The following is a 12653-nucleotide window of genomic DNA, read 5'->3' on the forward strand; positions in this document are numbered from 1 at the left end:
GGGGGATGGTAGAGACAGTCAGGGCACCTCGAAGAAGAGGCACTACGTCGGTGAGGGATGACGTGAGCGACAACTCTGTAGTACTGCGGTACGCGGACGGTGAATACACCTACCCGGTGGTCGAGAGCACCGTCGGTGACAAGGGCTTCGACATCGGGAAGCTCCGAGCCCAGACCGGTCTGGTGACCCTGGACAGTGGATACGGCAACACCGCCGCCTATAAATCCGCGATCACCTACCTGGACGGCGAGCAGGGCATTCTGCGGTACCGCGGCTACCCCATCGAGCAGCTTGCCGAGCGCTCCACCTTCCTCGAGGTGGCGTACCTGCTGATCAACGGTGAGCTGCCCAAGGTCGACGAGCTGGCGGCCTTCCGCAACGAGATCACGCAGCACACCCTGCTGCACGAGGACGTCAAGCGGTTCTTCGACGGCTTCCCGCGCGACGCCCACCCGATGGCGATGCTCTCCTCCGTGGTCAGCGCGCTGTCGACGTTCTACCAGGACAGCCACAACCCGTTCGACGAGAAGCAGCGTCACCTCTCCACGATCCGGCTGCTGGCCAAGCTGCCCACGATCGCGGCCTACGCGTACAAGAAGTCGATCGGCCACCCGTTCGTCTACCCGCGCAACGACCTGTCCTACGTCGAGAACTTCCTGCGCATGACCTTCTCGGTCCCCGCCCAGGAGTACGAGCTGGACCCGGTCGTGGTCTCCGCGCTCGACAAGCTGCTCATCCTGCACGCGGACCACGAGCAGAACTGCTCCACCTCCACCGTGCGCCTGGTCGGCTCGTCGCAGGCGAACATGTTCGCCTCCATCTCCGCCGGCATCTCGGCCCTGTGGGGCCCCCTGCACGGTGGCGCCAACCAGTCGGTGCTGGAGATGCTCCAGGGCATCCAGGCCAGCGGCGGCGACGTCGACTCCTTCATCCGCAAGGTGAAGAACAAGGAGGACGGCGTCCGTCTGATGGGCTTCGGCCACCGCGTCTACAAGAACTTCGACCCCCGGGCGAAGATCATCAAGGCGGCGGCGCACGACGTCCTCTCGGCGCTCGGCAAGTCCGACGAGCTGCTGGACATCGCGCTGAAGCTGGAGGAGCACGCGCTCGCCGACGACTACTTCGTCTCGCGCAACCTCTACCCGAACGTCGACTTCTACACGGGTCTGATCTACCGGGCGATGGGCTTCCCGACCGAGATGTTCACGGTGCTCTTCGCGCTGGGCCGGCTGCCGGGCTGGATCGCCCAGTGGCACGAGATGATCAAGGAGCCGGGTTCCCGCATCGGCCGCCCGCGCCAGATCTACACCGGCGAGGTCCTGCGTGACTTCGTCCCGGTCGAGAGCCGCTGACGCCACGCTCATCGAGAAGCGCCCCGCCGCCGATCCCCCCACGGGTCGGCGAGCGGGGCGCTTCCCATATCCCCGGAACGGATTCCCCCCACGGGATCCGGGTCCGGGCGTCTGCCGGGTTGCAGCAGAAGCTCGCGATGCGATCTGCCGGGGTACGTACGGGAGGGCCGCTCAAAGCTCCCCGGTGCACGTGCCCCGGCCAACGCTTGCCTGGGACGTCCCCCAAGACATCCCATGAACGTCCCCCAAGACGTTCTTGGCATCGCCCATTCAGACTCGCGAGCGGTCCGAATGGTTACCCCCAAATATCTGTGATCTAGGTCTCTTTGTGAAGGTCCTGTGAGTCACGTGAAGGTGAAATCACGTGGAGCAGTGGCCCGGAAGACCGACAGTCACCACCAAAGGGGGAGGAAAAGCCGCGGCCGGGCCGGCCGCCCGCCGTCGCGGTGCGGCCCGGCCCGGCCGGGGTGGCGTGCTCGGCCGGCGGGTCCGCCGGCCGGCCGTGGCGTCAGGCGCGGCCGACGAGCTCGTATCCCGCCTCGTCGACCGCGGCGCGCACCGCGGCCTCGTCCAGCGCGGCTTCCGAGACCACGGTGACCAGGCCGGTCGAGGCGACCGCCTGCACGGAGGTGACGCCGGCGATCCCGGAGACCTCCTCGGTCACGGCGCCCTCGCAGTGGCCGCAGGTCATGCCCCGGACCTCGTAGACGGTGGTGACGCCGCCGGTGGCGGCCGCCTCCGCGCCGTCGTGGCAGGAGCCGGCGGGGGAGCAGCAGGACCCGGTGGCCTGGGGAAGCTCGGTCCTCGTCTCGGAGGTCATGGTGTTCTCCTGTTCGGTCGCAGTCTGGTGCGGCAGGGGCGTACGGGCATGCCGTGACGTCCTGACGTTCCTCACTGTATACCCCTAGGGGGTATGAATTCCAGTGGGGTCGCTCCCGCGCGCCGCACCGGCCGCCCTCTCCGGGTGCCCGCGGTGGACGGCCCACTCCCGGGCCAGGACCGACATCCACACCGAGTCGACCCACCGGCCGCGGTGCCGCAGCGCCTCGCGCTCGACACCTTCCCGGACGAAGCCGACCTTCTCGTAGACCCGGATCGCGCGCGGGTTGAAGGCGAAGACGCCCAGCGAGATCCGGTTCAGCCCCAGCTCGCCGAAGCCGTGGGCGAGCAGGAGCCGGATCGCCTCGGTCCCCAGGCCCCGGTCACGTCCACGGGGGCCGACCAGGGTGCGGAAGTTGCAGCTACGGTTCGGTTCGTCCCACTCGTTGAGGACGAGCTCGCCCACCGTCTCCCCGGAGGCCCGGTCGACCAGGGCGAGGTCCAGACGGTCGGTCCGCTCGCCGCGCGAGCCGTACCAGGCGCGCAGGGAGGCGGGGGAGGGCGGCGGCGCGCCCTCGGGGGTGCCGGTGAAGGTCAGTACCTCCGGGTCCGAAAGGATCTCCGCGATCACCGCGGCGTCGTCCTCGGTGACCGGCCGCAGCACCACGTGCTCGCCGGTGAGGGTGGGTTTGACGGAGAAGTCGTTCATCCGGCGATCCTCCGGCCCGCCGCCGGGGACGGGCAAGGCGATATGTGCGGCCGGCCCCGCGCCGGGGCCGGCGCGGGGCCGGGCCCCCGGACGGGGCCGTGCTCCACGGCGGGGCCGTCAGTCCCCGCGGCCCCGGTTGCCGGGGCGGTTGGCCACCCAGACGCGGATCGTGTCCGGGTGCCAGTAGGGCTTGCCGCCCTCCACGTGGTCGGGCTTGGGGAGCAGGCCGTGCTTCCGGTACGAGCGGACCGTGTCCGGCTGCACCCGGATGTGCGCGGCGATCTCCTTGTAGGACCAGAGCCTGCTGTCCGTCATCTGTGCACCTCCTTGCGCGCGCCGCGGTGGCGGTCCGGGAGGACCGGCGGGGGAGCCACGGCGTCGGCGCTGGCGATCAACTCAGCCTGTGCCCGTTGAACGACAGCGAGTGACCGGCGGGAAGGGGCTGTTGAACGCTTGTGACCGAAGACCCGCGTAATGGAGATATGCGTGACACGGAGGAGATCACTGTGACAAGGACGTGGCCGCTTCCGCCGGTACGCGCCCGAGTCCCGGACCGGAACGGGGAGATGTGCGCCGGCGGCGGGTCCGGCCGTGGGGCGTGACCGCGACGACCTGGCGCCGCCTCAGTCGCACAGGGCTGCCGTCTGGGCCTTCATCAGCCCCTTGTTCCCCGGGAGGGGCGACTTGCCTCTCAGGTCGGCGCCGAGGTCGTAGACATTGACGGCGAGGACGAGCTGTCGCTCGCCGTCCGTGGTGGTGAGGGACACGCTGGTGAAGCCAGGTCCACCGCCGTCGGTCCCCCAGGCGCTGACCGGCTTGGTGCCCGGCTCCGAGCCGCACGGCATGTTCATGCGTTGCACGCCGAGTCCGTACGCCGGCTTCCGGGGGAACCGCACCGTGGTCAGGAGTTCCCGCTGCTGGGCGGGGCGCAGCAGCTTGCCGCTGAACAGGGCCCGGTGGAACCGGGCCAGGTCGCCGACCGTGGAGATCATGGCACCCGCGGTCCAGTCGTACGACGGGCTGAACCGGGTCACATCCCGCCCCGTGAGGTCGTAACCGTGCAGATGGGGACCGTGAATGGACGGGTCGGTCAGCGGAAAGGAGGTGTCCTTCAGTCCCAGCGGGGCGAGAATCCGCCGGTGGATTTCCGAGGGCGCGCTGTGATGCGTGACCGCCTCGATCACCAGACCGGCGAGCAGGTAGTTGGTGTTGGAGTACGACCAGCCGCCGCCGGGCGCGAACAGCGGCTTGTGCCGGACGGCGCGGTCGATCACCTCCCGGGGGGTGTACACGTGGTCCCACTCATGGCGCTCCAGATAGGGCGCGAAGAACTCCGGCTCGGTGGTGGGGTCGTAGATGCCCGAGGTGTGGTTGAGCAGTTGCCGGACGGTGACGGCCCGGCCGTCGTTGCCATTCCCCCGGACCACGCCGGGCAGCCACTTCTCCACGCTGTCGTCGAGCGAGAGCCTTCCCTCGCCCTCCAGTTGCAGAAGCACCGTCGACACGAACGACTTGGTGTTACTGGCGATCCGGAACCGCTGGTCCGGCCGGGCTCGCTCGCCGCTCGCCGTGTCCGCGAGTCCGGCCGCCGAGCGGGACTCCCACTCACCGCGTCTGGCATACGCCACGGCACCCGGGAATCCGTCCGCGACCGTCTGCTCGAGGGCCTCGGCGAGCCCGGCGGGCGGCGAGGCCGGCGTCCGCTCCCCGGCGGCCGCCGGAAAGACCCCTGACACCGCCACCGCGCATATCCCCGCCAGCAGTGCAGCCGCCCGTGCACGCACATTCATCGATCGCTCCCGTTTCTGTTGCCTGTGCCTTCCCGCATCAGCCTGCCGGTCGCCGCACCGGTTGCCCATCCGGCTGACGCCCGCATGGATACGGGGGCTGTCCCCCCAAAGCCCCGTCCTTCGCCACCTGGGTGCGCGACGAGGCCCGAGGCCGCCGAGCCCGGGGCGTCCGCTGCGCGGGTGTGCCGTTCAGGCTCCGCAGGAGCGGAGGAAGCGGCGGGTGCGGGCGGCGATGGGGTAGGGCTGGTCCGGAGGGCAGGGGTACATGTCCTGCTCGACGATGGCGAACAGGTCGACGTCCAGGGCCTGGGCGGCGGCGAGGACGGGTTCCAGGGCCGGGACGCCGGAGGGGGGTTCGCACATGACGCCGCGCGCGACGGCCGGGCCGAACGGGGTGCCCTCGGCGACGACCCGGGCGAGGACCTCGGGGTCGACCTGCTTGAGGTGCAGGTAGCCGATGCGTTCGCCGTACGTCTCGATCAGCTTGACGCTGTCGCCGCCGCAGTACGCGTAGTGCCCGGTGTCCAGGCAGAGCGCGACGAGTTCGGGGTCGGTGGCGTCGAGGAAGCGGCTGACGTTCTCCTCGGTGTCGATATGGGTGTCGGCGTGCGGGTGGACGACGACGCGCAGGCCGAAGCGGTCGCGCACCTCGGCGCCGAGGCGCTCGGTCAGCCGGGCCAGGTCGCGCCACTGTCCGGCGGTGAGGTGGCGGTCCTCCAGCACCTCGCCGGTCTTGTCGTCCCGCCAGAAGGACGGGATGACGACCAGGTGCCCGGCGCCCATCGCGCGGGCGAGCGCGGCGTTGTCCGCGACGTGCGCCCAGGTGCGGTCCCAGACGGCGTCGCCGTGGTGCAGGCCGGTGAAGACGGTCCCCGCCGAGACCTTCAGCCCGCGCCGGGCCGTCTCCTCGGTGAGCCGGGCCGGGTCGGTGGGAAGGTAGCCGTACGGACCGAGTTCGATCCACTCGTACCCGGCCGCGGCGACCTCGTCGAGGAAGCGCTGCCAGGGGACCTGCCGGGGATCGTCCGGGAACCACACCCCCCACGAGTCGGGGGCGGAACCGATCCGGATGCGGGACAGCGGCGGCGGTGACAGCGGCGTCATGGGCCCCAGCTTGGTGGCGGACGCGGAGGAGCGTCAAGCATTGGTCCGAATGTCCGGACAAAATGTTGACAGGCCCTCCCGTGGCGGCTAGACCTGATCACGGTGCCGACGCGAAGGGGAACAAGGGATGGTGTCCGATCCGTACGACCTCATCAGCATGGGACGCATCGGGGTGGACCTCTACCCGCTCCGGACCGGGGTCCCGCTGGCCCGGGTCGAGACGTTCGGCAAGTTCCTCGGCGGCTCGGCCGCCAACGTGGCCGTGGCGGCCGCCCGGCTCGGCCGGCGCACCGCGCTGATCACCCGCACGGGCGCCGACCCGTTCGGCGCCTACCTGCACCAGGAACTGCGGGACTTCGGCGTGGACGACCGGTGGGTGACGCCGGTCGAGGCCTACCCGACGCCGCTCACCTTCTGCGAACTCTTCCCGCCCGACGACTTCCCGCTGTACTTCTACCGCCACCCCAAGGCCCCCGACCTGGAGATCCACGAGCACGAGCTGGACCTGGCCGCCATCGCCGCCGCCCGGGTGCTCTGGACGACCGGCACCGGCCTGTCCGCCGAACCCAGCCGCGGCGCCACCCTCGCCGCCCTCGCCCACCGGGCCGGGAACGGCACCACCGTCCTCGACCTCGACTGGCGGCCGATGTTCTGGCCCGGCGCCGAAGCGGCCCGCCCCCACTACCGCGCCGCCCTGCGGCACGCCACCGTCGCCGTCGGCAACCTCGACGAGTGCGAGATCGCCACCGGTGAGCGCGAACCGTACGCCGCCGCCCGCGCCCTGCTCGCCACAGGCGTCCGCCTCGCCGTGGTCAAGCGGGGCCCGAAGGGCGTCCTGGCCATGACCGCCGACGGCGACACCGCCGACGTCCCGCCCGTGCCCGTCGAGGTGGTCAACGGCCTGGGCGCGGGCGACGCGTTCGGCGGGGCGCTGTGCCACGGGCTCCTCGCGGGCTGGGACCTGGAGCGGACCGTGCGGTACGCCAACGCGGCGGGCGCCATCGTCGCCTCCCGCCTGGCCTGCTCCTCCGCCATGCCGTTCCCTGAGGAGGTGGAGCGGGTGCTCCGGGGCGGCGGCACACCGTGAGCGTCGACCTCGCGCGGCTCGTCGCGGTCCGCGCCCGGCACCCCGAGGCCGTCGCGGAGGCCGCCGCGCGGCGAAGGCGGCGGGCCCTGCTGGGCGACTCCGGCCGGCTGATGATCGTCGCGGCCGACCATCCGGCCCGAGGCGCGCTGGCCGTGGGCGACCGGCCGCTCGCCATGGCCAACCGCCTCGACCTGCTGGAACGGCTCTGCCTGGCGCTCTCCCGCCCCGGCGTGGACGGCGTCCTCGCCACCGCCGACATCCTGGACGACCTGCTGCTCCTGGGCGCCCTGGAGGACAAGGTCGTCATGGGCTCCATGAACCGCGGCGGGCTCGCCGGCGCCGCCTTCGAGTTCGACGACCGGTTCACCGGCCACCGCCCCGAGGACCTGGCCCGCCTCGGCTTCGACGCCGGCAAGCTCCTGCTGCGCATCGACCGCACCGACCCCGGCTCCCTCAGCACCCTCGCCACCGCCGCCCGCACCATCGAAGCCATGGCCGAGCGGCGGCTCCCCGTCTTCGTCGAGCCGTTCCTGTCCCGCCGCGACCCGGCCGACGGCCGCGTGCGCAACGACCTGAGCCCCGAGGCGGTGACCACGTCGCTCGCCATCGCCTCCGGGCTCGCCGGCACCTCCGCGTACACCTGGCTCAAGGTCCCCGTCACCGACGACCCCGACGACATGGCCCGGGTCATGGCGACCACCACCCTGCCGGCCGTCCTCCTCGGCGGCGACGTCGGTCCCGACCAGGACGCGGCGTACGAGAAGTGGGGCACGGCGCTGCGGCTGCCCACCGTCCAGGGGCTGGTGGCGGGCCGCACCCTGCTCTACCCGGCGGACGGGGACGTCGCCGCCGCCGTCGACACGGCCGTCGGCCTGCTCCGAGGAACCGCCCAGGAGGATACGGAGAGATCATGACCGAGCGGCAGCTTCACCTCCCGCGGGGCCAGGCGGCCCGCGGGCCCTACGCCCTGCACATCGACCCCGAACGGGCCGGCTGGAGCCACTCCGCGCTCCGGATCCTCGACCTCGGCCCCGGCGGGAGCCACCGGTTCGACACCGGGGAGAGCGAGTGGATCCTGCTTCCCCTCACCGGGGGCTGTACGGTGCGGATCGACGCCGATCCCATCGAACTGCGCGGCCGGGACGGCGTGTTCAGCGGCGTCACCGACTTCGCCTACCTACCGCGTGACGCCCACGCCCAGATCGCCTCCGGCGCGGGAGGCCGCTTCGCCCTGGCAGGAGCGAAGTGCGAGCGACGACTCCCCGCTCGCTACGGCCCCGCGCCGGAGGTACCGGTGGAGGCGCGCGGCAGCGGCACCTGCGCCCGCGAGGTGCGCAACTTCGCCGCCGCCGACGCCTTCCCGTGCGACCGGCTCATCGCCGTGGAGGTCGTCACCCCCGGCGGCAACTGGTCCTCCTACCCGCCGCACAAGCACGACGAGCACCTCCCCAGCCGGGAGGCGGAGCTGGAGGAGATCTACTACTTCGAGATCGACGGCGACGGCGTGGGCTACCAGCGCGTGTCGCCCTCCCGCCCGGGCGGCGCCGATCTCCTCGCCGAGGTCCGCGGCGGCGACGCCGTCCTCGTACCCGACGGCTGGCACGGGCCGTCCATCGCCCAGCCCGGACACGCCATGTACTACCTCAACGTCATGGCCGGGCCCGGCGACGAACGGGAGTGGAAGATCAGCTTCCACCCCGATCACGCGGAGGGATACCGATGAGCACCCGACGACTCACCACCGCCCAGGCGCTCGTCGCCTTCCTGGCCCGCCAGTACACCGAACGCGACGGGCGGCGCCGGCGGCTCATCGGCGCCACCTGGGGCATCTTCGGCCACGGCAACGTGGCGGGCATCGGCCAGGCCCTCGTCGAGTACGCCGACGAGATGCCCTACTACCAGGGCCGCAACGAACAGGCCATGGTCCACGCCGCCGTCGGCTACGCCCGCCAGTCCAACCGCCTCTCCGCCCACGCCGTCACCACCTCCATCGGCCCCGGCGCCACCAACCTGGTCACCGGCGCCGCACTCGCCACCGTCAACCACCTCCCGGTGCTGCTCCTGCCCGGCGACACCTTCGCCGGCCGGCCCGCCGACCCCGTCCTCCAGCAGCTCGAAGTGCCCCACGCGGGGGACGTCTCCGTCAACGACACGCTGCGCCCGGTGTCCCGGTACTTCGACCGGGTCACCCGCCCCGAGGCGCTGGTCCCCGCCGCCCTCGCGGCCATGCGCGTCCTCACCGACCCCGCCACCACCGGCGCGGTCACCCTCGCGCTCCCGCAGGACGTCCAGGCCGAGGCGTACGACTGGCCCGAGGAGTTCTTCGCCGAACGCGTCTGGCGGGTGCGCCGCCCACGGCCCGACACCAGCGAACTCGACGCCGCCGTCCGGGCGGTCGGCGCGGCCCGGCGCCCCCTGATCGTCGCGGGCGGCGGCGTCCACCACAGCCGCGCCGAGGACGCGCTGCGCGCCCTCGCCGACGCGACCGGCATCCCCGTCGCCTCCACCCAGGCCGGCAAGGGCTCCCTGCCCCACGACCACCCGGCGGACGTCGGCGGCATCGGCCACACCGGCACCTCCACCGCCGACCACCTGGCCCGCACCGCCGACCTGGTCATCGGCGTCGGCACCCGCTACACGGACTTCACCACCGCCTCGGCCACCCTCTTCGCCCGCCCCGGCGTCCGGTTCGTCAACCTGAACGTCACCGGCTTCGACGCCCACAAGATGGCCGCCCTGCCGCTGGTCGCCGACGCCCGCGAGGGGCTGGAGGACCTCGCCCGGGCCCTGGCGGGCCACACCGTCCCGGCCGCCTACACGGCCGAGTACACCGGGCTCAAAGCCGGCTGGGAGGCCCGCGTCACCGCCGCGTACGCCCCGGGGGCGGAGGACACGCGGCCCACCCAGACCCAGGTCCTCGGCCTGCTCGACACCCTGGCCGGCGACGACGACATCCTGATCAACGCCGCCGGCTCGCTCCCCGGCGACCTGCACAAGCTCTGGCGGACCCGCTCCCACGACCAGTACCACGTCGAATACGGGTACTCCTGCATGGGATACGAGATCCCCGCCGCCATCGGCACCGCCCTCGCCGCCCCCGGCCGCCCCGTCTGGGCGCTGGTCGGCGACGGTACGTACCTGATGAATCCCACCGAGATCGTCACCGCCGTCCAGGAGGGCGTCCCGCTCAAGGTCGTCATCCTCCAGAACCACGGGTACGCCTCGATCGGCGGCCTCTCCGAGTCGGTCGGCGCCGAGCGGTACGGCACCGCCTACCGCTACCGGAGCCCCGACGGCACGTACACCGGCGATCCCCTCCCGGTGGACCTGGCCGCCAACGCCGCCTCCCTCGGCATGCGGGTCCTGCGCGCCCACACCATCCGTGACCTGCGGGAAGCCCTCGCCGAGGCCCGCTCGGCGACCGTCCCCACATGTGTCTACACCGAGACCGCAACGGCAGACACAGTGTCGGGCGCGCCCGCCGCCGAGGCATGGTGGGATGTGCCCGTGGCCGAGACCGCGACACGTCCACCGGCGGTGAAGGCCCGGGAGGAGTACGACCGCCACGTCGCAGCCCGACGCCGCCACCTGTAGCAGAGGTCCGAAGAGGAGCACGTACGTCATGACGAAGACCGTTCACCATTGGATCGGTGGCAAGACCGTCGAGGGCACGTCCGGCAACTGGGGCCCGGTCACCGACCCGGCGACCGGCGCCGTCACCACCCGGGTCGCCCTCGCCTCCGCCGAGGAGGTCGACGCCGCCGTCGCCGCCGCCAGGGCCGCGTACGCCACGTGGGGCACGTCCTCGCTGGCCCAGCGCACCTCCGTACTGTTCGCCTACCGCGCGCTGCTCGACGCCCACCGCGACGAGATCGCCGCCCTGATCACCGCCGAGCACGGCAAGGTGCACTCCGACGCGCTCGGCGAGGTCGCGCGCGGCCTGGAGATCGTGGAGCTGGCCTGCGGCATCACCGTCCAGCTCAAGGGCGAGCTGTCCACCCAGGTGTCCAACCGGGTCGACGTCGCCGCCATCCGCCAGCCGCTCGGCGTGGTCGCCGGCATCACGCCGTTCAACTTCCCGGCGATGGTGCCGATGTGGATGTTCCCGCTGGCCATCGCCTGCGGCAACACCTTCGTGCTCAAGCCCAGCGAGAAGGACCCGTCCGCCGCCAACCTGCTCGCCGAGCTGGCCTCGCAGGCCGGCCTGCCCGACGGCGTCCTCAACGTCGTCCACGGCGACAAGGTCGCGGTCGACGCCCTGCTGGAGCACCCCGACGTCGCGGCGGTCTCCTTCGTCGGCTCCACGCCGATCGCCAAGTACATCCACACCACCGCCTCGGCGAACGGCAAGCGCGTCCAGGCCCTCGGCGGCGCCAAGAACCACATGCTGGTGCTGCCCGACGCCGACCTCGACGCGGCCGCCGACGCGGCGGTCTCGGCGGCGTACGGCTCGGCGGGCGAGCGCTGCATGGCGATCTCGGCGGTCGTCGCGGTCGGCGCCATCGGCGACGAACTCGTCCAGAAGATCCGCGAGCGCGCCGAGAAGATCAAGATCGGCCCCGGCGACGACCCCACCTCCGAGATGGGCCCGCTGATCACCGCCGCCCACCGCGACAAGGTCGCCTCCTACGTCACCGGCGCCGCCGCCCAGGGCGCCGAGGTCGTCCTCGACGGCACCGGCCACACCGTCGACGGGTACGAGGACGGCCACTGGATCGGCCTGTCGCTGCTCGACAAGGTGTCCACCGACTCCGACGCCTACCGCGACGAGATCTTCGGCCCGGTGCTGTGCGTGCTGCGCGCCGACACCTACGAGGACGGCGTCCGGCTCATCAACGACTCGCCGTTCGGCAACGGCACCGCCATCTTCACCCGCGACGGCGGCGCGGCCCGCCGCTTCCAACTGGAGGTCCAGGCCGGCATGGTCGGCGTGAACGTCCCGATCCCGGTGCCCGTCGGCTACCACTCCTTCGGCGGCTGGAAGGACTCGCTCTTCGGCGACCACCACATCTACGGCAACGACGGCGTGCACTTCTACACCCGCGGCAAGGTCGTCACCACCCGCTGGCCCGACCCGTCCGAGGCCCCCGCGGGCGTCGACCTGGGCTTCCCGCGCAACCACTGACCCTCGCGGTCCGGAGAAAACGGCTGGCCCCCACCGGGGCCGGCCGTCGATCCTGGCGGGGATGAACGACGAACCGAAGTACCGCGTCCGCGCCCTCCACACCGAGGACACGATCACCGTCTACCAGGCGTACGCGCCCGGGATCGGCGTCCCCGCCGCCCGCGACGGCCGCTTCCCGGCCTCCTGGAAGCGCGAGCGGATGACGTGGATCAAGCCGAGCTTCCTGTGGATGATGTACCGCTGCGGCTGGGCCACCAAGCCGGACCAGGAGACCGTCCTGGCCGTCGAGATCACCCGTGAGGGCTTCGAGTGGGCGCTGCGCCACGCCTGCCTCTCGCACTACGTGCGCGGCTTCCACCCCGACCAGGACGCCTGGAAGCGGCAGTTGCGCCGCTCCCCGGCCCGTGTCCAGTGGGACCCCGAGCGGGACTGGCACCTGGCGCCCCTGCCGTACCGCTCGCTCCAACTGGGCCTCGCGGGGGAGGCGTCCGCGCGGTACGCCGACGAGTGGACCGTGTCGATACGGGACGTGACGCCGCTCGCGCGCGAGATCCACGCCCTGGTGCGGGACGGGGACCTCGACGGGGCGGCCCGGCTGATGCCCGAGGAGCGCCCGTACCCGGCGGGTGCCGAACTCCTCGGACACCTGGTCCCGTGAGCGGCCGGG

General features: G+C 72.1%; 12 protein-coding genes. 7 read left to right on the forward strand and 5 right to left on the reverse strand.

The annotated features are described in order from the left end of the window. Positions 1-62: 62 nt before the first annotated feature. Positions 63-1352 carry a citrate synthase gene (locus ACZ7LK_RS01185; RefSeq protein ID WP_392274651.1) on the forward strand — a complete coding sequence of 430 codons (1290 nt, stop codon included), beginning with the start codon at positions 63-65 and terminating at the stop codon, positions 1350-1352. A gap of 508 nt (positions 1353-1860) precedes the next feature. On the opposite strand, the gene ACZ7LK_RS01190 is transcribed toward ACZ7LK_RS01185, so the two are convergent. The 5 genes from ACZ7LK_RS01190 to ACZ7LK_RS01210 all read right to left on the reverse strand — a co-directional run bounded on the left by ACZ7LK_RS01190 (position 1861) and on the right by ACZ7LK_RS01210 (position 5774). Then, a complete protein-coding gene (locus ACZ7LK_RS01190; protein ID WP_392274652.1) occupies positions 1861-2172 on the reverse strand; it encodes a heavy-metal-associated domain-containing protein in 312 nt (103 codons plus the stop codon). Positions 2173-2256: 84 nt separating this feature from the next. Next, a complete protein-coding gene (locus tag ACZ7LK_RS01195) occupies positions 2257-2880 on the reverse strand; it encodes a GNAT family N-acetyltransferase (protein WP_392274653.1) in 624 nt (207 codons plus the stop codon). A gap of 117 nt (positions 2881-2997) precedes the next feature. Further along, positions 2998-3195, reverse strand: coding sequence for a helix-turn-helix transcriptional regulator (locus ACZ7LK_RS01200; RefSeq protein ID WP_392274654.1), 198 nt, complete (start codon positions 3193-3195; stop codon positions 2998-3000). A 308-nt stretch (positions 3196-3503) separates the two neighbouring features. Then, positions 3504-4670 (reverse strand): serine hydrolase domain-containing protein, encoded by a 1167-nt coding sequence (locus ACZ7LK_RS01205; RefSeq protein ID WP_392274655.1) that lies wholly within the window; start codon positions 4668-4670, stop codon positions 3504-3506. A gap of 189 nt (positions 4671-4859) precedes the next feature. After that, complete coding sequence (locus ACZ7LK_RS01210; RefSeq protein ID WP_469465026.1) at positions 4860-5774, reverse strand: sugar phosphate isomerase/epimerase family protein; 915 nt, start codon at positions 5772-5774, stop codon at positions 4860-4862. Positions 5775-5901: 127 nt separating this feature from the next. Here ACZ7LK_RS01210 and iolC point away from each other — a divergent pair, with 127 nt between their 5' ends. The 6 genes from iolC (at position 5902) to ACZ7LK_RS01240 (ending at position 12644) form a co-directional block, all read left to right on the forward strand. Further along, positions 5902-6861: a 5-dehydro-2-deoxygluconokinase gene (gene iolC, locus ACZ7LK_RS01215; protein WP_392274657.1), complete on the forward strand. Its 960-nt coding sequence runs from the start codon at positions 5902-5904 to the stop codon at positions 6859-6861. Next, positions 6858-7775: a Cgl0159 family (beta/alpha)8-fold protein gene (locus ACZ7LK_RS01220; protein ID WP_471137819.1), complete on the forward strand. Its 918-nt coding sequence runs from the start codon at positions 6858-6860 to the stop codon at positions 7773-7775. Before iolC ends, ACZ7LK_RS01220 begins: the two co-directional genes overlap by 4 nt. Beyond that, positions 7772-8584, forward strand: a complete 813-nt coding sequence (gene iolB, locus ACZ7LK_RS01225; RefSeq protein WP_469465025.1) for a 5-deoxy-glucuronate isomerase — start codon at positions 7772-7774, stop codon at positions 8582-8584. Before ACZ7LK_RS01220 ends, iolB begins: the two co-directional genes overlap by 4 nt. Then, positions 8581-10455 (forward strand): 3D-(3,5/4)-trihydroxycyclohexane-1,2-dione acylhydrolase (decyclizing), encoded by a 1875-nt coding sequence (gene iolD / locus ACZ7LK_RS01230; RefSeq protein WP_471137822.1) that lies wholly within the window; start codon positions 8581-8583, stop codon positions 10453-10455. The genes iolB and iolD overlap by 4 nt, the downstream gene beginning before the upstream one ends. Before the next feature lie 28 nt (positions 10456-10483). Next, on the forward strand, positions 10484-11986 hold the full coding sequence (gene mmsA, locus ACZ7LK_RS01235) for a CoA-acylating methylmalonate-semialdehyde dehydrogenase (RefSeq protein WP_471137824.1): 1503 nt from the start codon (positions 10484-10486) through the stop codon (positions 11984-11986). A 61-nt stretch (positions 11987-12047) separates the two neighbouring features. Then, the gene (locus ACZ7LK_RS01240) at positions 12048-12644 is read left to right on the forward strand and encodes a DUF4291 domain-containing protein (protein WP_392274662.1); all 597 of its coding nucleotides are present in this window, start codon (positions 12048-12050) and stop codon (positions 12642-12644) included. The last annotated feature ends 9 nt before the right edge of the window (positions 12645-12653 follow it).

The sequence above is a fragment of the Streptomyces sp. NPDC039423 genome (genome assembly GCF_055598725.1).